Origin of the sequence: Aeromicrobium stalagmiti (assembly GCF_013283745.1) — a bacterium.
Taxonomy (GTDB): domain Bacteria; phylum Actinomycetota; class Actinomycetes; order Propionibacteriales; family Nocardioidaceae; genus Aeromicrobium; species Aeromicrobium stalagmiti.
The window spans coordinates 1,461,241-1,488,028 of sequence record NZ_JABSTZ010000001.1; the positions used below are offsets into that span (position 1 = coordinate 1,461,241).

At 70.6% G+C, this 26,788-nt stretch carries 28 protein-coding genes and 1 pseudogene; 14 read left to right on the plus strand and 15 right to left on the minus strand.

The features are described 5' to 3' along the window. Positions 1-8: 8 nt before the first annotated feature. From HQK15_RS07155 to HQK15_RS07165, 3 genes are all read right to left on the minus strand, one after another. Positions 9-689: a DedA family protein gene (locus tag HQK15_RS07155; RefSeq protein ID WP_173490684.1), complete on the minus strand. Its 681-nt coding sequence runs from the start codon at positions 687-689 to the stop codon at positions 9-11. Beyond that, positions 686-1,495 carry a phosphatase PAP2 family protein gene (locus HQK15_RS07160; RefSeq protein ID WP_173490685.1) on the minus strand — a complete coding sequence of 270 codons (810 nt, stop codon included), beginning with the start codon at positions 1,493-1,495 and terminating at the stop codon, positions 686-688. Before HQK15_RS07160 ends, HQK15_RS07155 begins: the two co-directional genes overlap by 4 nt. Positions 1,496-1,603: 108 nt before the next feature. Continuing rightward, positions 1,604-2,533 carry a GntR family transcriptional regulator gene (locus HQK15_RS07165; protein ID WP_173490686.1) on the minus strand — a complete coding sequence of 310 codons (930 nt, stop codon included), beginning with the start codon at positions 2,531-2,533 and terminating at the stop codon, positions 1,604-1,606. A 183-nt stretch (positions 2,534-2,716) separates the two neighbouring features. Between HQK15_RS07165 and HQK15_RS07170 the strand changes: the two genes are divergently transcribed. After that, positions 2,717-4,033 carry an aspartate aminotransferase family protein gene (locus HQK15_RS07170; RefSeq protein ID WP_173491120.1) on the plus strand — a complete coding sequence of 439 codons (1,317 nt, stop codon included), beginning with the start codon at positions 2,717-2,719 and terminating at the stop codon, positions 4,031-4,033. 41 nt (positions 4,034-4,074) lie between these two features. Here HQK15_RS07170 and HQK15_RS18830 read toward each other — a convergent pair whose 3' ends face one another. Next, on the minus strand, positions 4,075-4,296 hold the full coding sequence (locus HQK15_RS18830; RefSeq protein ID WP_173490687.1) for an ANTAR domain-containing protein: 222 nt from the start codon (positions 4,294-4,296) through the stop codon (positions 4,075-4,077). Positions 4,297-4,575: 279 nt separating this feature from the next. Here HQK15_RS18830 and HQK15_RS19075 point away from each other — a divergent pair, with 279 nt between their 5' ends. Further along, positions 4,576-6,087, plus strand: coding sequence for a helix-turn-helix transcriptional regulator (locus HQK15_RS19075; protein ID WP_173490688.1), 1,512 nt, complete (start codon positions 4,576-4,578; stop codon positions 6,085-6,087). An 88-nt stretch (positions 6,088-6,175) separates the two neighbouring features. Here HQK15_RS19075 and HQK15_RS07185 read toward each other — a convergent pair whose 3' ends face one another. Beyond that, entirely contained in the window at positions 6,176-6,337 is a 162-nt protein-coding gene (locus HQK15_RS07185) for a GPGG-motif small membrane protein (protein ID WP_173490689.1), read from the minus strand. Between the two features lie 168 nt (positions 6,338-6,505). Between HQK15_RS07185 and HQK15_RS07190 the strand changes: the two genes are divergently transcribed. Further along, positions 6,506-7,192 carry a GAF and ANTAR domain-containing protein gene (locus tag HQK15_RS07190; RefSeq protein WP_173490690.1) on the plus strand — a complete coding sequence of 229 codons (687 nt, stop codon included), beginning with the start codon at positions 6,506-6,508 and terminating at the stop codon, positions 7,190-7,192. 101 nt (positions 7,193-7,293) lie between these two features. After that, entirely contained in the window at positions 7,294-8,817 is a 1,524-nt protein-coding gene (locus tag HQK15_RS07195; protein WP_173490691.1) for a catalase, read from the plus strand. Positions 8,818-8,836: 19 nt separating this feature from the next. Here HQK15_RS07195 and HQK15_RS07200 read toward each other — a convergent pair whose 3' ends face one another. Together HQK15_RS07200 and HQK15_RS07205 are read right to left on the minus strand one after the other, a co-directional pair. Then, the gene (locus tag HQK15_RS07200) at positions 8,837-9,412 is read right to left on the minus strand and encodes a TetR/AcrR family transcriptional regulator (RefSeq protein WP_173490692.1); all 576 of its coding nucleotides are present in this window, start codon (positions 9,410-9,412) and stop codon (positions 8,837-8,839) included. A gap of 2 nt (positions 9,413-9,414) precedes the next feature. Further along, positions 9,415-9,900, minus strand: coding sequence for an FBP domain-containing protein (locus tag HQK15_RS07205; protein ID WP_173490693.1), 486 nt, complete (start codon positions 9,898-9,900; stop codon positions 9,415-9,417). Between the two features lie 147 nt (positions 9,901-10,047). Between HQK15_RS07205 and HQK15_RS07210 the strand changes: the two genes are divergently transcribed. Continuing rightward, entirely contained in the window at positions 10,048-10,683 is a 636-nt protein-coding gene (locus tag HQK15_RS07210; protein WP_173490694.1) for an RsmD family RNA methyltransferase, read from the plus strand. A gap of 12 nt (positions 10,684-10,695) precedes the next feature. Here the strand turns inward: HQK15_RS07210 and HQK15_RS07215 are convergent, their stop codons facing one another. The 3 genes from HQK15_RS07215 to HQK15_RS07225 form a co-directional block, all read right to left on the minus strand. Continuing rightward, positions 10,696-10,923: a CDGSH iron-sulfur domain-containing protein gene (locus HQK15_RS07215; RefSeq protein WP_173490695.1), complete on the minus strand. Its 228-nt coding sequence runs from the start codon at positions 10,921-10,923 to the stop codon at positions 10,696-10,698. Then, a complete protein-coding gene (locus HQK15_RS07220) occupies positions 10,920-11,864 on the minus strand; it encodes an iron-containing redox enzyme family protein (RefSeq protein WP_367649085.1) in 945 nt (314 codons plus the stop codon). Before HQK15_RS07220 ends, HQK15_RS07215 begins: the two co-directional genes overlap by 4 nt. Before the next feature lie 134 nt (positions 11,865-11,998). Continuing rightward, the gene (locus HQK15_RS07225) at positions 11,999-12,670 is read right to left on the minus strand and encodes an arsenate reductase/protein-tyrosine-phosphatase family protein (RefSeq protein ID WP_173490696.1); all 672 of its coding nucleotides are present in this window, start codon (positions 12,668-12,670) and stop codon (positions 11,999-12,001) included. A gap of 46 nt (positions 12,671-12,716) precedes the next feature. Between HQK15_RS07225 and HQK15_RS07230 the strand changes: the two genes are divergently transcribed. Both HQK15_RS07230 and HQK15_RS07235 read left to right on the plus strand, forming a co-directional pair. Beyond that, entirely contained in the window at positions 12,717-13,463 is a 747-nt protein-coding gene (locus tag HQK15_RS07230; protein WP_367649086.1) for an aquaporin, read from the plus strand. Then, positions 13,456-13,866, plus strand: a complete 411-nt coding sequence (locus tag HQK15_RS07235; protein WP_173490697.1) for an arsenate reductase ArsC — start codon at positions 13,456-13,458, stop codon at positions 13,864-13,866. Before HQK15_RS07230 ends, HQK15_RS07235 begins: the two co-directional genes overlap by 8 nt. A gap of 15 nt (positions 13,867-13,881) precedes the next feature. Here the strand turns inward: HQK15_RS07235 and HQK15_RS07240 are convergent, their stop codons facing one another. Beyond that, entirely contained in the window at positions 13,882-14,223 is a 342-nt protein-coding gene (locus HQK15_RS07240; RefSeq protein WP_173490698.1) for an ArsR/SmtB family transcription factor, read from the minus strand. Positions 14,224-14,322: 99 nt separating this feature from the next. On the opposite strand from HQK15_RS07240, the gene HQK15_RS07245 reads away from it, so the two are divergent. The 5 genes from HQK15_RS07245 to HQK15_RS07265 all read left to right on the plus strand — a co-directional run bounded on the left by HQK15_RS07245 (position 14,323) and on the right by HQK15_RS07265 (position 18,073). Beyond that, entirely contained in the window at positions 14,323-15,684 is a 1,362-nt protein-coding gene (locus HQK15_RS07245) for an FAD-dependent oxidoreductase (RefSeq protein WP_173490699.1), read from the plus strand. Beyond that, a complete protein-coding gene (locus tag HQK15_RS07250; protein ID WP_367649087.1) occupies positions 15,681-16,784 on the plus strand; it encodes an ArsO family NAD(P)H-dependent flavin-containing monooxygenase in 1,104 nt (367 codons plus the stop codon). The genes HQK15_RS07245 and HQK15_RS07250 overlap by 4 nt, the downstream gene beginning before the upstream one ends. 62 nt (positions 16,785-16,846) lie before the next feature. Beyond that, a complete protein-coding gene (locus HQK15_RS07255; protein WP_173490700.1) occupies positions 16,847-17,005 on the plus strand; it encodes a hypothetical protein in 159 nt (52 codons plus the stop codon). Beyond that, positions 17,002-17,427, plus strand: coding sequence for a DUF6153 family protein (locus HQK15_RS07260; protein ID WP_173490701.1), 426 nt, complete (start codon positions 17,002-17,004; stop codon positions 17,425-17,427). The genes HQK15_RS07255 and HQK15_RS07260 overlap by 4 nt, the downstream gene beginning before the upstream one ends. A gap of 67 nt (positions 17,428-17,494) precedes the next feature. Continuing rightward, on the plus strand, positions 17,495-18,073 hold the full coding sequence (locus HQK15_RS07265) for a DUF305 domain-containing protein (protein WP_173490702.1): 579 nt from the start codon (positions 17,495-17,497) through the stop codon (positions 18,071-18,073). Positions 18,074-18,124: 51 nt separating this feature from the next. Here HQK15_RS07265 and HQK15_RS07270 read toward each other — a convergent pair whose 3' ends face one another. Beyond that, entirely contained in the window at positions 18,125-21,088 is a 2,964-nt protein-coding gene (locus HQK15_RS07270; RefSeq protein ID WP_173490703.1) for a sensor domain-containing protein, read from the minus strand. 25 nt (positions 21,089-21,113) lie between these two features. Then, the gene (locus tag HQK15_RS07275) at positions 21,114-23,381 is read right to left on the minus strand and encodes a putative bifunctional diguanylate cyclase/phosphodiesterase (RefSeq protein WP_173490704.1); all 2,268 of its coding nucleotides are present in this window, start codon (positions 23,379-23,381) and stop codon (positions 21,114-21,116) included. Between the two features lie 187 nt (positions 23,382-23,568). Here HQK15_RS07275 and HQK15_RS19080 point away from each other — a divergent pair. After that, positions 23,569-23,958 (plus strand): annotated as a pseudogene (locus HQK15_RS19080) (GNAT family N-acetyltransferase); the annotation flags it as partial. Positions 23,959-24,169: 211 nt separating this feature from the next. After that, the gene (locus HQK15_RS07285; RefSeq protein ID WP_173490705.1) at positions 24,170-24,691 is read left to right on the plus strand and encodes a universal stress protein; all 522 of its coding nucleotides are present in this window, start codon (positions 24,170-24,172) and stop codon (positions 24,689-24,691) included. Positions 24,692-24,716: 25 nt separating this feature from the next. On the opposite strand, the gene HQK15_RS07290 is transcribed toward HQK15_RS07285, so the two are convergent. After that, positions 24,717-24,917 (minus strand): DUF6458 family protein, encoded by a 201-nt coding sequence (locus tag HQK15_RS07290; protein ID WP_173490706.1) that lies wholly within the window; start codon positions 24,915-24,917, stop codon positions 24,717-24,719. 108 nt (positions 24,918-25,025) lie between these two features. After that, a complete protein-coding gene (locus tag HQK15_RS07295; protein WP_173490707.1) occupies positions 25,026-26,564 on the minus strand; it encodes a protein kinase domain-containing protein in 1,539 nt (512 codons plus the stop codon). Positions 26,565-26,788: the final 224 nt, after the last annotated feature.

Genomic DNA, 26,788 nt, shown 5'->3' on the forward strand with positions numbered 1-26,788 from the left:
CCTCGCCGTCAGGCGCCCTCGCCAGTAGTGCGTGCAGTCACGACTTGGGACGCGCAGCTCATCGATCGGCGATGACAAATGTCATCCGCGGATCGGCGCTGCTGAGACGTCGAGGAGATGGCCGGCACGGCGGTGCGGGCGGTCCGTCGGCGGCGCGCGAGTCGGCGGCCGAGCAGCCCGGTCAGCCCGACGGCAGCCGCCGCGAGCATCATCTCCGGATGATCGAGGACACCGCTCGTCGCGATCCCTGAGCCGGCGCCGACCCACAGCGTGGACCAGGCCACGGCTCCGATCAGCGATGCCGGCAAGAAGGCGCGGTAGCGCAGCTCGGCCGAGCCGGCCACGACCGGCATGACGGTGCGCACGACCGGCAGCAGCCTGCTCGCGAGCATCGCCCAGAAGCCGAACCGTTGGACGACGTCAGCGGCTCGGTCCCACCGGTCGACTCCCAGGCGTGCGACGAGCCGCGAGCCGCGGATCCGTGAGCCGCCGCGTCGACCGATGGCGTAGCCGAGGTGGTCTCCGGCCGTCGCGCCGAGGGCGACCGCGCCACCGAGGGCGAGGGCGCCTCTGGGCCCGTCGGCCACCGCCGCGAGGGCCGAGATGGCCATCTCGCCGGGCACGACGGCACCGAGGCCCAGACCGGACTCGGCCAGCGCGAGGGCGAAGCCGACCAGCGCCGCGATCATGAACGGGTCCAGGTGACGAGCCTGCCGGGTGCGCTCACGTGGATCCTGTGCCGGCCCGGGGCCGGGAAGAGCGCGAGCCCCAGGCCGAGCAGCGCAGTCGCCACGATGCCGTCCAGCAGCCAGTGGTTGGCGGTGATCACGACCATGACGACCGTGATGGCGGCATGGAGCACACCGAGGGCCGCGATCGGCCGCGGAGCCGTCCGGACGAGAACCACCGCGATGAGCACGGCCCAGCCGATGTGCAGGCTCGGCATCGCGGCGTACTGGTTGGCCACGGACGCGCTCGCGCCGCCATAGGCGTTGGGGCCGAACACCGCCATGGTGTCGACGAACCCCCACTCGGGGAACATCCGCGGCGGAGCCAGCGGGAAGGCGATGTGCAGGATCAGGGCCAGCGAGGTCTGGATGATCAGGAGGGTGCGCGCCCAGGCGTACTCCGCACGGGGGCGGGCGAGGAATCCCCAGAGCAGGAAGGCCACGATCACCGGGAAGTGCAGGGCGACGTAGTAGCGGTTGGCCAGCTCGTAGACGTCGGGGATCACGGCGACGGCGTCCTGGATCATGGCCTCTGACGGCAGGTGCAGCAGCTGCTGCGTCCGGTGGACGAGCTCGGCGTGGCCGTGTGCGACGTCTTCACGGCCCAGGCCGATCAGGCGACCGAACCGGTAGGCGAGGTAGAGGGCCACGATGATCGCCACCTCGAGGGCCGCGCGGGTCGCGGGTCGGGGACGTCGTCGGTCGGGTGACGGGAGCCGACGAGGTGGGGGTCCTGCTGTCGTCACGGGGTCGGGTGCGTGCTCCATGAGGTCCAGCGTCGTCGGCGTCAGCCGCCGGCAGTAGTGCCCGCAGTCACCGGCTCACGGGCGCATCTCATGGCCGGGCGATGACAAAAGTCATGCGCCGGAGCGCGGTCAGCGGGTTCGCGCGGCCTGCAGGTCGCGCACGACGTCGGCGACCATCCGGATCGACGCGGCGTCGAGCACGTTGCCGAACTCGATGACGCGGACCCGTCCCTCGAGCCGCTGCTTCAGCTGGGGCATCTCGCTGGGGATGACCACCAGGTCGAGGTCGGTCAGCTCGTCGTCGGCGGCGTCCTGCAGCACCCGGATGTTGGTGATGCCGGACTGCGCGAGCGAGTCGCGGATGCTGAGGGCCTGGTCCTGCGTGGAGTACCAGATGCCGACCGTGCGGTCTGACGGCACCTGCGCGATCTGCACCAGCGTCTGCACGTGCGGGGCGACGACGATCGCGACGACGTCGGTCCGCGGTCGCCGCAGGAGCGCGCGCACCTCGGCGAGGTGGAAGAACGTCGTGAGGACGAGGTCGGGGTGCACCGTCGCCGGATCGAGCTCGCCCAGGACGAGCGGCGTGACGGTGAGGCCGAGGTGCTGCTCGAGCTCTTCGGCGAAGTAGGCCGCCCGGTCGGCGTTGCACTCCACGAACGAGACGCTCACGCGGTCGTGCTCGGCGCGGATCGTGGCGTTGACGGCGAGGGCCTGGATCTGTGTCGCCGAGAGCCCGAGCTCGCTGCACTCACGGGCCGCCGACTCGAGCGCGGCCCGAGCGCGGTCACGGGCGACCGAGGAGGAGCGCGCCCGCTTGCCGCCGATCACGACCATCCCGTTGCGCCGGCGCGACTCGACGAGCCCGGCGTCGCGGAGCGTGGCGTAGGCGTGGGCGACGGTGTTGCGGTTGACGTGGAGGTTGTCGGCGAGCAGCCGGCTGCTCGGGAGGCGCTCGCCGTCGACCAGCCCGCCGGTCTCGATCAGCGCGGTGAGCTGGGCGGCGATCTGGCGATAGATCGGCATGTCGGACTGCTGGGTGACGCGGATCGCGACCATGTCCCGTCCCGTCTCGCGTGGTGTCGGCGGGTGCCGCCGTGGCCTGCTCGTGGAGCAATCTCACTATGGCACAACAGTGCTGGGATGAGACATCTGCTGCAACGACAGCAGATTCATTGACATAGTCGTTGGGGCCAAGGACAGTCGACAGGGACCGATGTGCACGCCGAGGTGAGGACCGTGATGAGCACCGAGAGCTTCCCGACCGATGTCGAGCGACACCTGGTGCGCTACGGCGCGGCCTTCACGCCCCGCATCATCGAGCGAGCTGCCGGGTCGTACGTCCATGACACCGCAAGCACGCCGATCCTCGACTTCACGTCCGGGCAGATGAGCGCGATCCTCGGCCACTCGCACCCCGACGTCGTCGCCGCGGTGAGCCGGTCGGTGGCCTCGCTCGACCACCTCTACAGCGGCATGCTGAGCCGCCCCGTGCTCGACCTCGCGGAGCGGCTGGCCGGCACCCTGCCGGACTCGTTGGGCAAGATGCTCCTGCTCACGACAGGGGCCGAGGCCAACGAGGCCGCGATCAAGATGGCCAAGCTCTGCACCGGGCGCTACGAGATCGTCTCGTTCGACCGCTCGTGGCACGGCATGACGTCGGGTGCGGCCTCGGCGACGTTCTCCGCGGGCCGCAAGGGCTACGGCCCCCCGGTGCCGGGCAACCTCACCCTGCCGACCCCCAACGCGTACCGGTCGCCGTTCCGGCACGCTGACGGCTCCTACGACTGGGAGTCCGAGCTGCGCTACGGCTTCGGCCTCGTCGACCAGCAGTCGAGCGGCAGCCTGGCGGCCTGCCTGGTCGAGCCGATCCTGTCGTCCGGCGGCATCATCGAGCCGCCGCCCGGCTACCTGACGCGTCTGCAGGAGATGTGCACCGAGCGGGGCATGCTGCTGATCCTCGACGAGGCGCAGACGGGCCTGGGACGGACCGGCCTGATGTACGCCTTCGAGCGCGAGGGGGTCGTCCCTGACCTGCTGACGCTCTCGAAGACGCTGGGAGCGGGACTGCCGGTGGCGGCGGTCATGACGAGCGCCGAGATCGAGCAGGAGTGCCACGACCGCGGCTTCCTGTTCTTCACGACCCACGTGTCCGACCCGCTCGCCGCGACCGTGGCCCTCACGGTGCTCGACGTCATCGAGCGCGAACAGCTGGTGGATCGAGCCGAGCGGCTCGGCCATCAGCTCGAGGAGCGGCTGCTTGGCCTCCGGGACTCGTTCGACGTCGTGGGCGACGTGCGCGGACGCGGGCTGCTGCGCGGCATCGAGCTGGTGACCGACAAGGCCAGCAAGGCTCCGGCCGACGCCCTGGGCCAGGCCGTGACGGCGGCGTGCCTCGATCGCGGTCTGCACATGAACATCGTCCAGCTGCCCGGGATGGGCGGCATCTTCCGGATCGCCCCGCCGCTGACGATCAGCGAGGACGAGCTGCACACCGGCCTCGACATCCTCGCTGCCTCCCTCGAGGCGGTCCTCCGCGGTGCCGACCTCCGGGTGTGACGAGACTGGTCTGACGAGACGGGTCTGACGAGAGGGTGTGGTCAGGCGGACGGACCGGGCGGGATCCCGTCCTTGACCAGGTCGGCCGCCACGTCCCTCAGCTTCTGCGTGCCGTGCTGCGACATGCGCACGAGCACGCTGAAGGCCTGGCGCCCGTCGAGGCCGTAGCGCTGCATCAGCATCCCCTCGGCCTGACCGATCAGGGCACGCGATGCGAGGGCGCCCTCGAGCGAGGCGTAGTGCTGGGCCGACGCGAGGGCCACGGCGACGTGCGCAGCCAGACCCAGCCTCAGCGACCGGTCGGTGTCGTCGAACGCGGACGGTTCGGCGGAGTAGACGTTGAGCGCGCCGAGAGGTCATGGGGCACGATCGTGATGGCGCTCGCGACCGCCGAGTGAAGGGGCGCCCCGACACCGTCGGCGCTGCTCATCGCTCGGGCCGCTTCGGAGAACTGGGCCCGGAGATCGTCGGTGTCCATGCTCCAGAGTCGCAGACTGCTGGAATGGCGGGCCGGCGCGCGTGATCGGTGCTACGTTCTCGGCGTGCGCGAGGGGGTCGTCGAGTCCGTGGCCATGGCCTTTCGCGGTCTGGTGGAGCCGTCTCGTGAGGCGCTGGCGCGTGGAGCAGCGGACGACGTGCTCGCCGGGGCGCTGTGGTCGTTCGCGGCCGCCGACTACGAAGCCTGTGTGCGCCAGGTCGCCGAGGCCGGGCCGGAGCAGTCGGCGGACCGATCGGCTCTGAGGTCGGCCCTGCGGTCACTCGTGCAGGTCGAGTGCGAGGGGTGTGTGGTCGTGCCCGTGGACGAGACGCTGGTCGACCCGCGGTCGCCGGTGTCGGGGCTGGTCGGATATCTGATGACGGAGACGGCCTACTCGGCAGGCCTGCTCGAGCGTGCCGTGTCGATCAGCCAGCGGGTGCTGTCGGGGACCGGTGCGGGCGATCCCTTCGTCCCCTGGGTGCGCATCACGCGGATCCGGGTGCTGGCGTTCCTCGGGCTGGTCGACGAGGCCGAGGCGGAGCTGTCGTGGCTGGTGGACGAGGTGGGTGACTGGCCGATCGGGGAGGCCGTGATCGCCTGCCACACCGCGCTCGTCGCAGGGGTCAGGGGCGATGCGGACAACGTCCTGTCGGGCGCCGAGCGGGTGCGCGAGCTCATCCCGCGACCTGCTGACCAGCTCTCGGGGATGACCCTGGCGCTGACGGGGCTCGCCCTCTCGACGATCCCGCGGCCGGACCTGGCGATCGAGACCCTGGAGGCCGTCGGCGACGACCTGCGGCTGCTGCCGGTCGTGAGCCGTTGCCACGCGGGCGACCTCGCGGTCGAGTCGTGCCTGCTGCTCGGCCGGGTCGACGACGCCCGACGGCACCTGCGGCGGTCGGAGTCGTACGGGGTCGAGCCTGGATCGTTCTGCGGCGCCGCGGTCGAGCGGTCACAGGCTCGACTGGCCGCCTTCGAGGACGCCGGCGCGCCGGACGCGGGGCCGCACGCGCAGATGTATCTCACCCGCGAGCGCGCCTTCGCCGACCTGGCCGCGCTGCCCACCAGCCCGGCGGACGTCGAGGAGCTGACGCGGCTCGTCGCGGGGGAGGGCCTCGCCGCCGTCCGGGTGTGGGCGGGCCGGGAGCCCGGCAGCGAGGAGTCGACGCTCCGGCTGTTCGCGGGGCTGGGCTGGGACGCGCTGCCCGCGCAGACCCGGGTCGTGGCGCGCCTGGCCGCAGCGGGCATGCGCAACAAGGAGATCGCCGAGCGGATGTTCCTCGCCGAGAAGACGGTCGAGTCGCACGTCGCTGCGGTGCTCGCGACGCTCGGCGCCGAGACGCGCGTCGGCATCGGGGCGCGGACGTCGTTCACGGTCGCAGGCCGGTCGTCCGTCGCCCTGACCCCGCGCCAGGTCGAGATCGCCCGGCTCGTCGCGGACGGGCTGGGCAACCGCGAGATCGCCCAGCGCCTGTCGATCACCGACAAGACGGTGGAGAAGCACGTGAAGGCGCTGTTCGCGGCGCTCGACGTGAGGTCTCGCGCCGGCATCGCGGCGGTCGTCCGCGCCCTCTGACCGGGTTTCTCCGATCCTGCCCCGGACGTACGAGGGCCCCGACCACCTCGGTGAGGTGGTCGGGGCCCTGCGTGGTGGGGCGGTGCGCCTAGGCTCGGGCGCCTCCGCGGTTGAAGATGCTCCATCCACCAGGTCCGACGGCGAGGCCGAGGACGATGAGGATGATTCCCCACAGGACGCTTCCCCCGATGAGGGTCACGATCCCGGCCACCACGAGGACGACCGCTGCGAGCCAGAGTAGTAAGGACATGGCATCTCCATTTCGTTGTTGGCCGGCCGAGGGGATTCACTGCGTGAGTGACTCGGCCGGGCACCTTCGATGTACCCGCTGTGGCTGGTGTGAAACACGAGGCGTCGCGAGGCGACTAAACTGCAGGTCAGACCAGGCCCGGTCGGTCGAGACGAGGTGGGAGTGATCGTGGACGTTCATCGGATGCTCGCCGAGATGTCGCTGGAGCTCGAGCAGGAGGGCACGCCTGCGGCGATGCTCGAGCGGGTCAGCCACTACGCGCGCCGGGTGCTCGACGCCGACGACGCAGGCATCCTGCTCATGCGGAGCCGCTCCCGCTTCGAGACCCCGGCGGCGACCTCGCCCCGGGTCGACGAGGCGCACCAGCTGCAGATCAGGTTCGACGAGGGCCCGTGCCTCGACGCGATCACCGGGCAGGCGACCTACCTGACCAACGACGTCGAGCACGACGAGCGGTGGACTCAGTGGGGGCCCGCGGCCGCCAAGATCGGCATCCGCAGCGCCGTCGGCGTGCGGCTGGCCTCGCGGGGCCGCGGCTACGGATCGCTCAACATCTATGCCGACCGCGCCCAGGCGTTCACCACCGAGGACGCGGCCGTCGCCGAGATGCTGGCCGCCCACGCCACGGCGGCCTTCGCGGCGGCCGAGAAGGTCGAGGGCCTCGAGACGGCGCTCGAGTCGCGGACCACGATCGGTCAGGCGCAGGGCATCCTGATGCAGAAGTTCGACATCGGCGCCGACGCCGCCTTCGACTTCCTCAAGCGGATCTCCCAGCACGAGAACCGCCGCCTCTATGCCGTCGCCGAGGCGATCGTCGTGCAGCGGGAGTCGAACTCGCAGCCTGGTCAGGAGTGACGGTCAGCGGATGACCTGATCCCCGGGCTTTGGCCGGCGGACATGTGGGTACTGCCCGGGCGTACGACGTCCACGGGCATCCGACAGGCAGGGAATCTCGCATGAGCGACCACGACCAGCAACCGACCACGACCGATGCGGGCATCCCCGTCGCGAGCGACGAGTACTCGCTCTCGGTGGGCCCGGACGGCCCGCTGCTCCTGCAGGACCACTACCTGATCGAGCAGATGGCCAACTTCAACCGCGAGCGGATCCCGGAGCGGCAGCCGCACGCCAAGGGTGGCGGCGCCTTCGGCACGTTCGAGGTCACGCACGACGTCACCGAGCTCACCCGAGCCGCCGTGTTCCAGCCCGGGACCTCGACCGAGGTGCTCGCCCGGTTCTCGACCGTCGCCGGCGAGCGAGGCAGCCCCGACACGTGGCGCGACCCCCGCGGCTTCTCGCTGAAGTTCTTCACGACCGAGGGCAACTGGGACATGGTCGGCAACAACACGCCGGTCTTCTTCATCCGCGACCCCATGAAGTTCCAGCACTTCATCCGCTCGCAGAAGCGGCGCCTCGACAACAACCTGCGCGACCACGACATGCAGTGGGACTTCTGGACGCTCGTGCCCGAGTCCGCCCACCAGGTGACGTGGCTGATGGGCGACCGGGGCATCCCGCGCACGTGGCGCCACATGAACGGCTACTCCAGCCACACGTACTCCTGGATCAATGCCGACGGCGAGCAGGTCTGGGTCAAGTACCACTTCAAGACGGACCAGGGCATCGAGACCTTCACGCAGGACGAGGCCGACCAGATGGCGTCTGCCGACACCGACTACCACCAGCGCGACCTGTTCGAGCACATCGACTCCGGGGAGCACCCGAGCTGGACGCTCCACGTGCAGGTCATGCCGTTCGAGGACGCGAAGACCTATCGGATCAACCCGTTCGACCTGACGAAGGTGTGGCCGCACTCCGAGTACCCCCTCCAGGAGGTCGGCAGGCTGACGTTGAACCGCAACGTCACCGACTACCACACCGAGATCGAGCAGGCGGCGTTCGAGCCAAACAACGTCGTGCCGGGCACAGGTCTCTCGCCCGACAAGATGCTGCTCGCGCGCGGCTTCAGCTATGCCGACGCCCACCGTGCCCGGCTGGGCGTGAACTACAAGCAGATCCCGGTCAACGCCCCCAGGTCGCCCGTGCACAACTACCAGAAGGACGGCGCGATGCGGGTGCAGAACGCGACCGACCCGGTCTACGCCCCCAACTCCTACGGAGGCCCGGCCGCCGACCCGAGTCGCACCGACGACGGGGGCAGGTGGCACTCCGACGGCGAGATGGTGCGTTCGGCGTACACGCTCCGGCCTGACGACGACGACTGGAGCCAGGCCGGAACCTTGGTCCGCGACGTCATGGACGACGACGCACGCGACCGGCTGGTGCAGAACATCGTCGGCCACCTGCTCAACGGGGTGAGCGAGCCGATCCTGGTCCGCGCGTTCGAGTACTGGCGCAACGTCGATGCAGACCTCGGCGCCAAGGTCGAGGCCGGCGTCCGCGACAAGCAGGACGAGAAGGACCCGAAGGCCGCGCAGCAGGGCAACCCGGCGCGCTCGAGCATGCAGGACAAGGCCTGATCGCAGCTGGTCGGCCCGGTCAGTCGTGACGGGCCGACCAGCTGCGCAGCATCGCGTCGAGCGAGTCGAGGATGTGCTCCCACGACTGCTGCGGCGCGGGGGTGCTGTGGGCGAACCCGCCCGAGCGCTCGAGGCTGACGAAGCCGTGGAACACGCTGCCGAGCAGGCGCGCGGCGTGGGTCTGCTCGTCCTCGGAGAGGTCGTAGGCGCGCAGGACCGCTCGCAGCATCGACGCGTGGCGGGGACCGGCGCTGGCGGCGGCGGTCTCGGCGTCGAGCCGCACCTGCGTCGCGTCGTAGCGGCCGGGGAAGTCCCGGCCGTAGTCGCGGTAGACGTGGCCGAGCGCGACGAGCGCCTGCTGGCCGGAGCGGCCCGCAACGGCTGACGCCGCCAGGTCGGCCATCTCCTGGAGAGCGATCAGCGCGATCTGGGCGCGCAGGTCGTCCGAGCTGCGCACGTGCGAGTAGAGGCTCGGCACCTTGACCTCGAACCGGCGCGCGACCTCGGACAGGGTCACGCGCTCGAGGCCGATCTCGTCGGCCAGGTCCGCGCCCGCGCGGGCCACCCGCTCCGTCGTCAGTCCTGCTCGCGCCATCGCTAGGCCCTGACCCGCTCGACGAACCCGACGACGCGCTCGACGAGCGCCTCGACCCGGGTGTCGGGCAGCCCGGACACCGATGTCTCGTGCGCCTTGAGGGGGCGGCGGGCCCGCAGCGAGCACGCGAAGTCGGCGCAGACGTAGAGCCCCACCGAGTCGCCGTTCTTGCCACGGGCGCCAGCACGTGGGGCGACCATCAGCAGCGAGCCGGCCGGCGCCTCGGCGGTCTGGCACAGGTCGCACATGCTCTGACGGCGCGGTGGCGGGCTGCTGGGCAGGCGCAGCTCGATCGCGATGACGTCGTCGTCGACGGGGGCGACCGCCAGGTAGGCGCGGCGCGGTGCCTTCGGGTCGACCCAGCCGACGAAGTCGAGCTCGTCCGCGTGCGGTGGCGGCCACGAGGCCGGGGGCGTCATCGACGCCGCCTTGCTCCGTGAGCTGTTGACGAAGGCGCTGCGCACTGTCGAAATGTCGGGAACGTCCATGGCGCCACCGTACCCCAAAACTAAGACCTATAGGTAATTGCCTTGTGGCTATGCGTTGATCAGTCGGGGGTGGTCGGTTTCCCGTCCCGCGCGGCGGGTAGATCGAAGGGGAGCCGGGTCGTCTGCCCCGTCCGAGAGAGGCGCACCATGGATCGCCAGTCGTCACCGGCGTCGGTCGTCGAGTTCGGTGGTCTCCAGATCGCCTTCGACGACCGCGTCCTGGTGCCCCGGGCGTGGACGATCGCACAGTCACGCTGGGCGGTCGATCTCCTGGACGGCGCGCCACCCGGGCCCGTGCTCGAGCTCTTCGCCGGTGCCGGGCACATCGGTCTGGCGGCGGTCGCCGCCACTGAGCGTGCGCTCGTGATGGTCGACCTCAACCCGGCCGCCTGTGACCTGGCCCGTCACAACGTCGAGGCTGCCGGTCTCGGCGCGCGGGTCGAGGTGAGAGAGGGCCGCATCGACGAGGTGGTGGCGCCCGGCGAGGTCTTCGGCCTGATCATCGCCGATCCGCCCTGGGTGCCCTCGTCGGGCATCGACGCGTTTCCGGAGGACCCGTCCATCGCGATCGACGGGGGTGATGACGGACTCGACCTCGCACGGATCGCGTGCGCCGTGATCGACGGGCACCTCGCAGCGAGCGGCGCGGCCGTCCTCCAGCTGGGCACTCCGGAGCAGGTCGAGGCGCTGGGGGCGTACCTCGAGAGCGGGCTCGGGTCGGACATGCGGGTGGTCGAGACCAGGCAGTTCGAGCGGGGCGTGCTCGCCCGCCTGCAGCGCTAGCCGCGTCGAGGATCAGGCCGAGCGGCGCGGGATCACCTTGTGCGTGGCGTCGCACCACGGCGGCACGCCGGACTTGCCGCACCGGCAGATCGCGCTGATCGGGCGGGTCGTGCGGTGCAGGCCGCCGTCGGCGTCCTGCACGACGTGATCGCCGCGGACGAGCATCGGGCCGTCGGCGCAGAGGATGACGTCGGGCTGCTCGGGTCGCTCCTGCCGCCCAGCCTCGTCGGGGGACGTCATGCGGCCCACGTCTGGAGCATCCGGCGGGCGAAGCGGTCCTCGAGGTCGAGGCAGGTCGCGGCGCCGAAGAAGATCTCGTCGCGCTGCGCCGGCTCCTCGGCCAGGAGGGATCCGCAGATGGTCCGGACGGCCAGCTGCTCGTGCACGGCATCGGCCTCGACGTGCTCGGCGTAGTAGTCGATCATCGACGGAGCCAGGCCGAGTCGGCCGAGGCCCTGCGCCATGCGTCGTGACGGCAGGCTGCTGGTGACCTCGAACGCGGCGAGGTGGCCGAGGGCGGCGCCGCGCAGGCGGCGGTTGAGCCCGAACAGCGACATCGCGTTGTTCTCCTCCAGCACCTCCAGCGGCACGTCGTCGATGTAGGCGCCGTACTCCGGACGCAGCCCGCAGTCGTCCATGCCCCGGGCGAACATCCGCGCGTGCAGACGGTTCACGTCGCCGCAGCCGTACTCGTCGAACTGCAGCTCCATCAGCGCCGCCTTCGTCGCATCGGGCAGTCGCGGCACGAGCCAGGCGCTGGGGTCGGACTCCTTGAGGTGGTAGATCGATCGCATGCGCAGCAGCTCGAGCGTCTGCTCGTGATCGGCCTCGCGGTGCACGAACGTGGCCAGCGAGGGGCCGTCGTGGTCGGCGACGAAGCCGAAGAAGGCCTCGGCGAACTCGCCGTCGGGTGACGCGTGGGGGATGCGCTCGCGCAGGTCCTGCTCGAAGGTCGTCTCGAGCGAGCGGCGCAGCTCGATGAGCTCCGGCTGCCACTCGAGCGCCTCGTCGACGTCCTCGAAGCCGCGGTAGTGCATCTCGTAGAGGGCCCACAGGGTGATCTGCAGGTCCTCGTCGGTGTCGGGCAGCGTGTGGAGGGCCCGGCGCCACGACGGTGCCGCGCCGCGCATCGCCTCGAACACGACCTCGCTGAGCGAGCCGCGGCCCTTGGGGGTCAGCACGCTAGTGCCGTCGCATCGGTGGAGTGCTCGTGCATGGATGATCCTCGGTGACTCGCAGGGCTCCGGCCGGTTGCACGACAGGGCTACGGGGGAGTACCCCCGACCGGGGGTCTCAATCGCGGGTGGCGAGTGGCTCAGGAGGCGGCGAGCCGGGGAGCCAGGACGCCGATGCGCCGGTCGAGCTCGGCGTGGGCAAGGTCGAACGCCGCTTCGTCGCCCTGCGGCACCGGGTCGGCGATCGACCAGTGGATGGCCACGGCCGACCCGAGCTCTTCGTAGGCGTTGTCGCACACGGCGACGAGGAGGTCGCCGTCCGCGGCGACGTCGGCGAGCCGTTGCGGTCCGGCCGCCGCGAGGGTCAGTCCGTGCCGGTCGGCGGCGGCCCTCGCCCCCGCGGCGACCTGCTCGGCGGGCCGGGTGCCTGCCGACGCGACGGGCACGTCGCTGTTGGCGGCCCACAGTGCTGCCGCGAGCTGTGACCGCGCGGAGTTCGCGGAGCAGACGAACACCACCCGGTCGACCGGGGTCGGCTCGACAGGATAGGGGCCAAGTGCCGAGTGGTCCGTGAGGGTCAGGTAGGTCCGCCGACGATCGCCCTCCGACCTGCGCCGGGCGACGATGCCGACGTCCTGCAGGACCTTCAGGTGGTGGGCGACCAGGTTGGACGGCAGGCCGAGCCTGACCTGGATCTCGCTGGGCGAGAGGTCGCCGGCGGCCAGCGCGTCGACGACGGCGAGGCGCGCCACGTCGGCCAGCGCCGCGTGGTGCGCCGCCCGACGAGCCAGCGAAGGTCGCTCAATGTTCATTGAGTCGAGTTTGACTGAGTGAACGCTGTCGAGTCAAGATGGGTCCGTGACCACCCACGACCCCGCACCCCCGGCCCCTGTGCCGCCACTGGCCCGCCGGCTGCTCGCCGAGCTGCTCGGCACGGCGCTGCTGGTGACGGTGGTGGTCGGGTCCGGGATCGCGGCCGCGCAGCTCTCGCCGGACGACGTCGGCATCCAGCTGCTCGAGAACAGCACCGCGACGGTGCTCGGCCTGGCCGTCCTGATCCTCGTGCTGGGGCCCGTCTCGGGCGCGCACTTCAACCCGGTCGTGACGATCACGGACTGGTGGCTCTCGCGCCGTGACCCGGCGGGCTTCTCGGCCGCTCACGTGTGGCCCTACGTCGCGGCCCAGACGGTCGGGGCGGTGGCCGGATGCCTGCTGGCCAACGCGATGTTCGACATCGGCACGACGTTCTCCGGCAACGAGCGGGCCAGCTGGGGTCATCTGCTGGGCGAGGTCGTGGCGACGGCGGGGCTCGTGCTGCTGATCTTCTCGCTCGTCCGCACCGGTCGCGCGGCGCTCGCTGCCCCTGCCGTCGGCGCCTACATCGGCGCGGCCTACTGGTTCACCAGCTCCACGTCGTTCGCCAACCCGGCCGTGTCGGTCGGCCGCATGTTCAGCGACACCTTCGCCGGCATCGCGCCGACATCAGTGCCGGCGTTCGTCGTCGCCCAGGCTGTCGGCGCGGCGATCGGCGTCGTGCTCGTGCTCGTGCTGTATCCCACCGAGGCGACGACGCCTCACCATCACCCAGGAGAGTCTCATGCCTGATCGCCCCTCCGTGCTGTTCGTCTGCGTGCACAACGCCGGTCGGTCCCAGATGGCCGCCGGGTTCCTCACGGCCCTGGCCGGCGACCGCGTCGACGTGCTGTCGGCCGGCTCGATGCCCGGAGACCAGATCAACCCGACCGCTGTCGAGGCGATGGCCGAGGTCGGCATCGACATCGCCGGCGAACAGCCCAAGAAGCTCACTGAGGCAGCCGTCGTGGCCTCCGACGTCGTCATCACGATGGGATGCGGCGACGAGTGCCCGTACTTCCCGGGCAAGCGCTACGAGGACTGGGTGCTCGAGGACCCGGCCGGCCAGGGCATCGAGGCCGTCCGCCCTATTCGCGACGAGATCAGGACCCGCATCGAGGCCCTCATCGACTCGCTGGAGCTGCCGTCTGCCTGACGCTGCGCGTCTGCGTCAGTCGCGCAGGGTGTCGGCGAGTGCCGGGAGCGCCCCCGGGACGAGCGAGTAGTAGGACCACGTGCCGCGCTTGGTGCGCGTGAGGAGCCCCGCGTCGACGAGGATCTTGAGGTGGTGCGAGACGGTGGGCTGCGAGAGGTCGAGCGGCTCGTTGAGGTCGCAGACGCACGCCTCGCCGTCCTCGCGTGCGGCGACCAGCGACAGCAGGCGGAGCCGGGTCGGGTCGCCGATCGCCTTGAACTTCGAGGCCAGGGAGATGGCGTCGTCGGCGCTCATCGCTCCGCCGGTGACGGGCGAGCAGCAGGTCGTCGTCTCGATGACGGGCAGCGTGGAGGCCATGGATCAACTCTACCCCTTTCATTGACATTTTTCGATGGACAGGTATCGTCGACTTCATCGAAGAACATGGATGCATTCGCGTCACGAGGAGATCCGCACATGTCTGAGCCGTCCACCGACCTGCCTGTCGTCGTCATCGGAGCCGGGCCCTCCGGTCTGGCTGCCGCAGCCCACCTGCAGAGTCGACACGTCCCGGTCGTCGTGCTGGAGTCGGGCCCCGGCCCTGGCTCTGCCGTGAGCGAGTGGGGGCACGTGCGGCTGTTCTCGCCGTGGTCCGAGCTGGTCGACCCGGTGGCGGAGCAGCTGCTGTCCGGTGCCGGCTGGACCGCGCCCGACCCCTCGAGCTTTCCGACCGGTGCCGAGTGGGTGAGCCGCTATCTGCAGCCGCTGGCCGACGCCTTGGGTGACGTGGTCCGCCGCGGGACGACCGTGACGGCGGTGACGAGGCAGTCGCGCGACCGCCTCGTCAGCTCTGGTCGCGACGAGGCGCCGTTCACGGTGCACGTCCGCACGCCTGCGGGAGACGAGCACGTCGTGGCACGCGCGGTGATCGACGCGTCCGGCACCTGGGGTGGGCCGAACCCGCTGGGTGGCGACGGCGTCGCGGCGATCGGCGAGGTCGATGCCGCCGACCGGATCAGCCACCACATCCCCGACCTGCGCGATGCCTCGACCCGTCAGCGGTACGCCGGGCGGCACGTCGTGGTCGCAGGCACCGGTGCCTCGGCCAAGAGTGCGTTGATCGGCCTCACGGCGCTGGCGAAGGAAGAGGCGGGCACCCGCGTCACGTGGCTCGTGCGGCGAGCGAGCGTCGGCGAGGCGTTCGCCGGCAGCGGTCAGGACGAGCTGCCCGAGCGGGGGGCGCTCGGCCAGCGGGCCCAGGCCGCCGTCGAGTCAGGCCCGGTCGCGACGCTCCACGGTTTCCGCACCGCGCGCGTCGATCGAGCCGATGACGACCGCTTGACCCTGACCTCGTTCGACGGGCAGATCGTCAGTGACGTCGACGAGGTCGTGGTGCTGACCGGCTTCCGCCCCGACCTGCAGATGCTGTCGGAGATCCGTCTCGACCTCGACCCGGTCCTGCAGGCGCCGCGGCAGCTCGCTCCACTGATCGACCCCAACGAGCACTCCTGCGGCACGGTCTATCCCCACGGCGCCGCCGAGCTCGCGCAGCCCGAGACGGGGTTCTACCTCGTCGGCATGAAGTCCTACGGCCGCGCGACGTCGTTCCTGGCGCTGACCGGCTTCGAGCAGACACGCTCGGTCGCCGCGGCGATCGCCGGCGACCACGAGGCCGCCGCGCGGGTCGAGCTGACCCTGCCCGACACCGGCGTGTGCGGCGGGGCAGGACTGTTCGACGACGAGTCCGCGCAGGGGGGTGGCTGCTGCGACGCACCGGCTGCACCCGAGCTGATCTCGCTGGGCGTCCCGTCAGACCTTCTCCGGGGCGCCCCGCAGTGACCGACCTCGACGGTCGCGACGTCGCGATCGTGGTCGTCGGGGCGGGTCAGGCGGGCCTGGCCACGGGCTACTACCTGCAGCGGGCCGGGCTCGCGCCCGGTCGCGACTTCCTCGTGCTCGACGGCGATGAACAGCCCGGTGCCGCGTGGCAGCACGCGTGGGACTCCCTCACCCTCTTCTCGCCGTCGGCGTTCTCGTCGCTGCCCGGGTGGCTGATGCCGCGCTGGAGCGAAGGTTTCCCGCCGGCCGACCACGTCGTCGACTACCTGACGAGGTACGAGGAGCGCTACCGGCTCGACGTGGTCCGACCGGTGCGCGTCACTGCCGTCCATCGGTCGGACGGGCCGCGCCGCTATCGCCTCGAGACCAGTGCGGGGGACGTGACGGCAGACTCCGTCGTCTCGGCGACCGGCACGTGGACGCAGCCGTTCTGGCCCGCCTGCCCAGGGGCGGCCGACTTCGCCGGTGCGCAGATCCACACGACGGGCTACCGGACGCCGGAGCCGTTCGCCGGGCAGAGCGTCGTCGTGGTCGGCGGCGGCAACTCCGGCGCCCAGCTGCTCGCGGAGATCTCGACCGTCGCCGAGACGACGTGGGTCACCCAGCACGAGCCCCGTTTCCTGCCCGACGACGTCGACGGGCGCGTGCTGTTCGGCATCGCGACCGATCGAGCCGCAGCCCTCGCGAGGGGCGACGCCGATCCGGGCGGGGTGGCGAGCCTCGGGGACGTCGTCATGGTGCCGTCGGTGCTGGAGGCCCGGGCGAGGGGAGTCCTTCACTCGGTGGGGCCGTTCGAGCACCTGAGCGCCGACGGACCGGTCTGGGCCGACGGGACGCGTCGACGGGCGGACACGATCGTGTGGTGCACCGGCTTCCGACCGAGCCTGGCCCACCTGGCTCCGCTGGGACTGCCTCGTCACGCCGGGCACCCGCAGGTCATCGGCACCGAGGCCGTCGAGGCCCCGGGCGTGCACCTGGTCGGCTACGGGGACTGGACCGGGCCCGCGTCGGCGACGCTGATCGGCGTGGGCCGCACCGTCCGCAGCATCGCCCAGGAGATCGGTCGGCGCACTGCCGGATCGGCTGCAATCGCAGACTGAAGCCTGCCTGAGGATTGACGATCTGCTCTGCCGAACAGGCGCCGGCGACGTATCCTCGACGCATGACCTATGTCGTCGTGACGCTCCTCGGGCTGGTGATGACCGTCCTGGTCGTCGGCGCCCTGACGGGTCGTGTCCGCCTGACGGCGTGCTGCTCGGTGGCCGATCCCCGACGTGACCTGCGGATGCGCGGCGCCTTCGACGACGAGGTGCCCTCGTGAGGCGTCGCACCTGGCTGCTGGTCGGCCTGAGCGCGCTGCTCGTCGTGGGAGTAGTGGCGATGCACAGCCTGGTGCTGCGTCCCGCTGCCTCGATGCCGACCGCTGGTGCAGACCACTCGCACGCGGCTGCCATGGGCGGCAGCACCATGACGGTCGCCACGGATGTCGGCCACACGGGCGGTGATGCCGGCCTCGGTGGCCACGGTGAGCACGGCGGTGGCCTCCTCGAGGGGTGCGAGGGTCTCGTGGCCATCTGCCTGGCCCTCCTGGTCGGCTTCGCAACGCTCCTGCTGCTGCGGGAGCGGGTCCTGCGCCGGGTCCTGTGGCAGCTGCCCCCTCCGACGGCGATCCGTCTCGGTCTCGTCCGGGTGGCCCATCAGTCCCTCTCGCCGTTGCAACGCACGACGGTCCTGCGCTGCTGACAGGTCGGCGCGTCGAGCCGACGCGCCTCGATCCGATCGATGTCAGCACACACACCACAGGAGAGCAATGCGTATCAAGATCATGGTGGCGACCCTTGTCGCCCTGGCCGCGGCGAGCCTCGCCGCGTGCTCGAGCAGTGACGACAGCGCCGGCAGCGGCGACTTCAACGACGCGGACGTCACGTTCGCCCAGGAGATGATCCCGCACCACCGGCAGGCCACCGAGATGGCCGAGATGGCCGCGTCCCGCACGAAGAACGCCGACGTCCTCGAGCTGGCGAAGCGGATCCAGGCGGCGCAGGATCCCGAGATCGAGACGATGTCGGGCTGGTTGAAGGACTGGGGCAAGGACGTCCCGGCCGATGACGCCGGCATGGGCGACATGGCCGGGATGGATCACTCCAGCGGGGGCTCGATGCAGGGCATGATGACCGACGCCCAGATGTCCGGCCTCGAGGCCTCGAGCGGCTCGCAGTTCGACGACCTGTTCCTGACCATGATGGTCGAGCACCACGAGGGCGCGGTCGCGATGGCGAAGGCGGAGCAGGCGGACGGCAAGAACGCCGAGGCGGTGGCGCTGGCGAAGGCCATCGAGACGGCCCAAACTGCGGAGATCTCCGAGATGAACGGGCTCCTGGGCTCGTGATTCCCGCGGTGCCCGGGCCGCCGATCGGCGACCCGGGCACCGCTGCAGTGCTCAACGGAGGAAGCGCTCCACGAAGTTGTCGAACGGCATGGGCTCTCCGACGAGGTAGCCCTGCGCCAGATCGACGCCTTCGGCGCGGATGACGTCGAGGACGGCGGGCTCGGAGACGAACTCCGCATCCGTCTTCTTGCCGAGGTCGTGGGCGATCCCCACGACCGACCGCAGGATGCTGCGGTCGACGTCCGAGCGATGGCAGCTGGTGATGAACTCGCCGTCGATCTTGACGTAGTCGAACAGCAGGTGCTTGAGGTAGAAGAACGAACCGAAACCGGCACCGAAGTCGTCGAGGGCGAACTTGCAGCCCAGCTCGGTCATCCGCTCGGCGAACGCGCGCGCCGCCTCGATGTCGGCCACGGCCGCAGTCTCGGTGATCTCGAGGATCAGCGTCTGGGGATCGACCGCGTGATCGTGCAGGGCCGTCGTGATGGCGTGCTCGATCAGCGTGTCGCCGATCGAATGACCCGAGAGGTTCACCTCGAGGGAGAAGCCGGGCGAACGTTCCTGGAGCCGGCTCAGCAGCTCGACGCTGCGCCGGACGACGAGGGCATCGAGCTGTGGCATGAGTCCTGTGCGCTCGGCGACGTAGAGGAAGCGCGACGGCATGACGAGCTCCTCGGAGTCGGCCAGACGAAGCAGGACCTCGGCCGTCCGCACGGTGTCGGTCTGGAGGTCCATGATCGGCTGCAGGTGCAGGGTGAGGTCATCATTCTCCAGGGCTCGCTCGATGCGACCCTTCCACTCCAGCCGTGCGCCGGTGCGCGGCTTGCGGCCGCCACTCTCCTCGAGCACAGCGAAGCCGTCACGCCCGGCGTCCTTCGCGTCGTACATCATCAGGTCGGCCAGCGCGAGGATGTCTCCGCCGTGGTCGCGGGCCGCCAGGACCGTCGCGACTCCCACGCTGGCTGTGACTCGTCGGCGCGTCCCGTCGAGCGTCCGGGTGTGCTCGCGAACTCGTTTCACGATGGATCGAGCGACGGCCGAGGCGTCGGCCTGGTTCGACTTCGTCAGCAGGATGGCGAACTCGTCCCCACCCAGACGAGCCACCACGTCGGATCCCCGCACGCCGCTGAGCAGCAATGCGGCAGTCGACACGATCAGCTCGTCACCTGCGTTGTGGCCCAAGGTGTCGTTGACCTCCTTGAAGTGGTCGAGGTCGAGCAGGAGGACGGCCCCTTCGGCGCCGTAGCGGGAGCAGTGGTCGAGGTGACGCTGCAGCTCGTCGCCGAAACGGCGCCGGTTGACCAGGCCGGTGAGGGCGTCGTGATCGGCCAGATGGGCGAGACGCCGCTCGTAGCGGTAGCGCTCGGAGATGTCGACGACGTTGGTGATGACGATGTCTTCTCCACCGGTCGTGAGGACGCGACTGCTGACGGACACGTGGAGCAGGCTGCCGTGGGGTCCGTGGATCTCGCACTCCGACTCGACGCGCTGACCCGGTCGCGAGCGGGCGTCGGACAGGTGTCGCTGGAGCCGATCATCGACCGGGACCGCGAGGTCGAGCACGTTCGAGCCGAGGAGCCGAGTCTCGTCGTGGCCGGTCATCGCGAGCAGCGCGGCGTTGGCCTGCAGGAAGGTGCCGCTCGGGGCCAGCACAGCGATGCCGTGGGGTGCATCGGTGAAGAGTCGCTCGGCTCGCTCCTTGGCCTCGACGATCACCCGCTCCCGCTCGCGGTCGCGGCTCACGTCGCGGGCGAGGATGAGCGCGCGGCCGCGCCCGCCCTCGGAAGGAAGAGGGGTGACGAAGACCTCGTGCTCGTCGCCGGTCCGGGACGACGGCAGCTCGGCGACGCCGTCCTTGCCGTCGATCGCATCGAGCACGAGGCCCGACAGGATCTCGAAGTTGTGGGGGTTGGAGACGGCCGACAGGTGCTTGCCGACGGCCCCTTCGAGCCCTTGTCGCATCGCTCCGGCACCGGCGACCACAGAGATCGTGAGGTCCTCGTCGAGCATGACGACCGTCAGCTCGGGCAGATGGTCCATCAGCACACGCCAGCGCGCCTCCGCCAAGGCCAAGGCGCGTTGGGACTCGACGTTCTCCGTCGCGTCGATCGCGACGCCCAGGTAGCCGGTCACCAGCCCGTCGGCCGTCAGCAGCTCGGTCACGACGAGCCGGACGAAGATGCGTCGGCCGTCTCCTCGCACGTAGGTCCAGATGCGGCTCGGCGCGTGGCGACGAGCCAGCTCGGAGAACACCGAGAATCCCGGCTCGACCCCGAGCTCGTCGGCCACCGTGACGATCTCTGCGGCGTCGTGGAAGACCTGGGGTGTCTCGACCCCGACGAGGTCATCGGCGCCGTAGCCCAGGAGAGCCTCGGCGCCGCTGCTGAAGGACCGGATGATGCCGGCTGCATCGGTGGAGATCATGCTGCTCAAGCGGGCCCCCCGCATGATGCCTTCCAGCTCGGCCGACGCCGCTTTCTCCTTCATCGTCTCGGCCGCCAGCTGACGGACCATGCGCTGCACGACAGGAGCGACGAAGGCCGCGAAAGCCGTCCACAGCAGAGCCCGCCGCCAGTCGCTGACGGGATAGTCGGGCGCCCCCACGAGCAGGATGGGCAGCAGGAAGATCGTGGCGGTGAGGGCGCCCACTGCCGCGAGGTCGCGTCGTGTGCCGGTGATGGCCACCCACATGATGGGCAGTGCCGTGAGCGGGGCCAGCCCGGAGGTGGTCCCACCGGAGATGTCCCGGGCCAGGGCGAGCACGACGAGGAACACCAGAGGCCCTGCCGGATCGACCCAGGAGCGGTGGTCACGGTGGGTGCTCACCCACACGAACCCGAGAGCGACGACGAACAGCGCCACGACGAGCAGAGGCTCGCCACCGTTGCGGTTGTAGGGCGGGAGGAGGACGCTGCCGAGTCCGAGCACGGCGACGGCAACGAACGGCGCCGCATCCCGCAGGCTCGGACGGCCGGGCACGGCGTTCCACGTCGTCGAGGCGGATTGTCGAGACATCTGCGGCTCCTGTCGCTTCCGAAGCCTAGGGCGAGAGGGGGTCACCGATCCGGTCCGGCGCTTGCCGGAGAACCTCACCTGCCGGGAGCGGCGGCGCGAAGAGATAGCCCTGGGCGAGGTCGCAGCCGAGGCCGGCCAGCACGTCGTGCTGATCCTGGCGCTCGACGCCCTCGGCCACGACCTGCGTGCCGCAGGCGTGGGCTGCGGCGGTGATCAGGGCGACAAGCTCCGACCAGCCGGGATCGGTCGATGCGAGGAAGCTCTTGTCGATCTTGAGCGTGTCGATGGGCAGCTCGCGCAGCTGCCCGATCGAGGTGAAGCCTGTGCCGAAGTCATCGAGGCTGACGCTGACGCCGAGGTCGCGCAGCGCGCCGAGCTGGACCGCTGCGTGAGGGACATCGACCATCACTGTCTCCGTCACCTCGACGACCAGTCGGGAGGCATCGAGGCCGGACCTGTCGAGAACGTGCGCGACATCGTCGACGATCGTGTGGTCGGCGAGGTGGCGACCTGAGATGTTGACCGCGACGGTGGCGTGACCGAATGCATCAGGATCTGCAGTGGTCCAGCTCTCGAGCTGGCGGGTGGCCTCGTGCAGGACCCATCGGCCGATCTCGCAGATCAGATCGGACCGCTCGGCGATCGGGATGAACGCCGCAGGCATGACGAGGCCCTCGGGTCGGCGCCATCGGACCAAGGCCTCGTAGCCGATGATGTCGCCGGTCCGGACGCTGATCACGGATTGGTAGTGCAGCTCGAGGTCGCCTTCGTCCATCGCGACACGGAGCCCGGCCTCGACCTCGGCGCGTTGGGCGATCTCACGGCGCATGTGGTGGTCGAACACTTCGATGGCCCCCGCGCCGGACGCCTTGGCGCGGTGGCTCGCGATCATGGCCTGGTGCAGGAGGCCGTCGGCGTCGGTGCCGATGTCGAGGCTGACCGACAGGCCGATGCTGCAGGCGGTGGTGATGGTGCTCCCGCTGACGACGTGGGGCGCGGCCAGTGCTCCGAGGATCTCGTGCGCGACGACGGGCGTCTCGTCGACGGCGTCGATCGTCTCGACGAGCACCACGAACTGGTCGTCGCCGAGACGCGCCACGGGGTGGTGGGCGCCCGCGGCAGTGCGGATACGGCGGGCCGTCTCGCGCAGCACCTCGTCGCCGGTTGCCGGTCCCCACTCGTCGTTGATCGTGGTGAAGCGGTCGAGGTCGACCAGCACGAGGCCCGTCGACCGCTCTGCGCACCTGCCGCGCGACAACGCGCCATCGATGAGGCGCAGCATGTAGGCCCGGCTGAACATGCCGGTGAGCGGGTCGTGGGCCGCCTGGTGGAACAGCTCGTCCTGCAGGTCGTCACGCTGGCGTGCAGTCAGTCTCACCTCTCTGATGGCGTAGGCCATGCGGGCCAGGACCAGGGAGGTCAGGATGATGGCCCCGACCACGACGACGGGCGCGTCGATGGTTCGACCGGTGGCCATGGCGACGAGGAAGGTGGCCGGCGGCAGCAAGGCCGCGCTGCTGAGAGCGGCCATGCGTCGGCGCGTGAAGCCCACCGGACCCGCTGCCGCGGGCTCTGCGAGGCTCCCCATCTGGGGGTGCAGAGCCGACGCCCCCCACAGCACGTAGGACGCCAGCCAGAGAAGGTCGAGCGCCGTCGAGTAGTCCCACGACGTCGACGGGGCCGCGGCCCAGGCCGTGTCGGCGATGATCTGGACGGACACCGCGCCGACGAGCAGGCGAAAGGCCGCGGACGAGGCGGGCGATGCAGCGACGAGCCGAGCCAGCATCGTGAGCAGCAGGATGTCGCTGATCGGGTAGGCCACCGCGACCGCCCGCTCGAGGACGGGCACGTCGGAGGCCGCGACGATGGGGCCGGCGATCCAGGCCCACGAGATCAGGCCGAGGCCGGCGACGACGATGGCGCTGTCGAGGGCGCCCGGGACGTCGAGCCTGGCGCCCCGTCGCCGGATGAGCACGAAGATGCCGGCGGCGAGGACGGGATAGGCGCCCAGATAGGCGACGTCGGAGATCGAGGGGAACGGCACGACGCCGCGCACGTCCTCGTTCCAGCTGTAGATCGTGTCGGCCACGACCCACGACAGAAGACCTGCGACGAACAAGTGCCAGGGGGCCCGCGTGGCGGGTCCGTTCTGGCGGACGCCCCAGCAGATCGCCACCACGGCGGACAGGCCGACCACGAGGAAGACGGCATCGCTGACCAACCCGCGGGGCACCAGGACATAGGTGCTGACGGTGAGCATCCCCGCCACGAGGTAGGCGCGCCAGACGGCCATGCGCACTCCCTCGAACGAAGACGCCCGAACGGCGTCGTCAGAGATCCACGGTAGGGCCAGGGGAGGGCGTGCGACGGATTTTGATCTTTTTGCGGCGGGAGAGCGTGGACGCCGCAGGGCCATGAGTCCCCTCGTCTCCGGCCCTCCGGCCCGGGCGGAGTCACTATGACCGCGCGAGACTGCCGACATGACCGGAGCCGGCGTGGACGTCGATGTCGCCCTGCTGCTCGACTGCAGCACCGTCGTCGTTCGGCGGCTGGCCCAGGACGACGAGCCCGCGCTGAGGGCCCTCTTCGAGTCGACGTCGGTCCACAACCTCTACACCCGCTTCTTCACGGTCGGACGGGGCATGGTCGACCGCCACCTGAGCCACCTGTTCAGCGGGTCGCCGGACGTGACCACGCTCGTCGTCGATCGCGACGGCAAGATCCTGGGCGTGGCCGATGTCGAGCGGTGTGACGCCGCCACCTCGGAGATCGCCTTCCTCGTGGCGGACGACGAGCACGGCCAGGGGATCGCGACACTGCTGCTCGAGCGCGCGGCGAGAGACGCCAGGAGGACCGGGACGTCGTGGTTCGTGGCCGACGTGCTGCCAATCAACCACGCGATGATCCAGGTGTTCAACGACGCCGGCTACGAGGTGACGATGCACGTGCTGGGCGACGACGTGTCGGTGCGCATGAGCACCGAGGTGACGCCGCAGGTGGTGGCCGCCACTGCGCGGCGCAACGCGCTTGCCCGCGGAGACCGAGCATGCGTGCCGGATGGTCATCGGGACCGACGACCCGATGCGAATCTCCACGGGCTGGTCCGACGTCGCGCAGCGCGTCGCGCTGCATGCGGTGGCAGCGGTCGTAGTGGTTCCTCGCGGGACGCCGCCCGGGAGCCGCGAGGCACCCGTGCTCGTCGCCGTCGACGGCTTGCACCCGGCCGACGGTCAGATCGGCTTCGCCCTGGAGGCCGCAGAGCTCCGCGGGACCGGCCTGTCGGTCGTGCTGGCGGCAGGCGCGACCAGCGACTACCCCGGACGACAGGCGCGCCTGGGTCGCCTGGAGGACGAGCTCGACAGGTGGCGATCCCTTCACCCCTCGGTGTCGATCACCGTGGCTGTCGAGGGCGGCCACCTGGTCGAGTCCTGCCTCGCCGCCGGCACCCACGCGTCCCTGATGGTCATGGGTCGCCCCGCCGGCAGACATCCGCGGATCGGTTCCCGCTCCGTCGCGTCACGGGTGCTGCGGCACTCCCACGTGCCGGTCGCCGTGGTTCCTGCCGACTATGTGCCGTCGGTCCGGTCGGGCCTGACGACCTGAGGGCCCAGCCCGCCCGTGGACGTGGTCAGCGAGGCGGGAGCTCGTCGCGCCGGGCTGTGCGGCTGCGCTGCCCGTTGGCCACGAGGCTGAGGACGATGCCGAGGGCTCCGGCCGCCATGAAGATGTAGCCGACCATGACGAGGTCGACGCCTGACACAGAGTCCTGGACGGCGAACGACAGAACTGCGCCGATCGCGATCAACGCGATTGAGCCACCGAAATACATGGAATGCCCCTTTCGAAGGCTGAAGTTCGTTGCTGATTACCCCGAAGGGGAGAGGATAAACCCGATGGTCCGAGCCGCTGGGTCGGTGCAGGTCGCGCTCGTAGGCGGCTACTTGCCGCCCTTGCCCTTCGACTTGCCCTTGGACTTGCCCTTGCCGGTGGAGGTGCTCGATCCGCTGCCGGAGGTCGAGGTCGACCCGCTCGACTCGGCCGCGGGAGCGACGGCGACCGACAAGGTGATGGTGCTGCCGTCGGGCAGCCGCCCCGACCGGTCGAGGGCGACGACCTGACCCGCGTCGGCCTGCTGCGCGACGTCGTCACGCCTCACCTGGAACCCGAGCTTCTCGAGGGCTGCCGCGGCCTTGGCATACGTCGTCCCCACCACGTCGTCGGCCGACACCCGCACCTTCCCCGATGCGACGAGGACGCGAACTGTCCCGGCGTCGGACGGTATCGAACCGGCGGCGGGGGTCTGCTTCACGACGTCGCCGGAGCGGTGCCCGGCGACGTCGACGGTGCGTGGGCGTGCTGTCATGCCGGCGTCACGCAGCTGGGCCGAGGCATCGTCGATGCTCATGCCGACGACGTCCGGCATGACCAGCTCGTCCTCGGAGCCGACGGCGTTGACGCCCACGAGACCGACGATCAAGGTTGCGGCAGCGGCCGCGACGAGCAGCAGCGGCCGGCGTCGGGACCCGGCGGGGCCGGGCACAGGGGCGGTCGCGGGGGCGCTCGTCATCACGCCGGTCGGCGGGACGCTCGTCATCACGCCGGTGGGCTGAGGGTGCGCGACGGCAGGCAACTCGAACGTCGGCGGCAGGTCGATCGTGGAGGCAGCGCCGATCGCGGCCGCCTGCAGCGCCACGACAGCTGCCGTCGAGGGACGGGCGGCCGGGTCCTTCGCGGTCAGCGACTCGATGAGCTCGCGGACCGCCGCAGGCGCAGCCACCTCCATCACAGGCAGGTCGTCCTGTAGGTGAGCCAGTGCTGTGGCGACCGGCGTCTCGCGGCGGAACGGCGACTCGCCGGTGAGGCACGTGTGCGCGACGACGCCCAAGGCGTAGAGGTCGGACTGCGGGGTCGCCGGGCGTCCTGAGGCCTGCTCGGGGCTCATGTAGTCGGCTGTGCCGAGCAGCGACCCGGTGTCGGTGAGGGGCTCGCTCGTCGCCGTCCGGGCGATCCCGAAGTCGACCAGCACGGTGCGGCCGGCGGGCGTCAGCATGATGTTGGCCGGCTTCAGGTCGCGGTGCACGATGCCTGCCTCGTGGGCGGCCTGGAGGCCCTCGGCCACCTGCACCACGACCGACATCACCTGGTCGGGCGCCATCGGACCCTGGTCGCGCAGGAGCTGGGCGAGCGAGTGGCCCTCGACGTACTGCATCACGATGAACGTCATGCCCTCGTGCGACGAGCTGACCTCGGCGAAGTCGAAGACCTGCGCGACGCCGGGGTGATGGATGGACGCGGCGAGCTGAGCCTCGCTGCGCATGCGGGCGCGAGCCGTCTCGTCGGCGAGCGGACCTCCCCGCAGCACCTTGACCGCGACGGTGCGGCCGAGCCGCACGTCCGTGGCGCGGTAGACCGCTCCCATGCCACCTGCGCCGACGACCTCGCCGAGCTCGTAGCGGTCGTTCAGGAGGTCGTTCATGGCAGAACCTTCATGTCAGGTCCGGGCCGGTCCAGCTCGAACGCGGCACCCGTGCGGCCCCGGAGCATCGTCGGGTACCCCCGACGACGATTCCCAAACACGTCCAGCACCCTGCTCGTCGGCTGCCCCAGTGCGCCGACCGTCAGCGCTCGGCCGGGTTGGGTGGCGTCACGGGATTGCCCTCGGTGTCAGTGTCGGTCGGAGGGTGCTCGGGATCCCCGGGA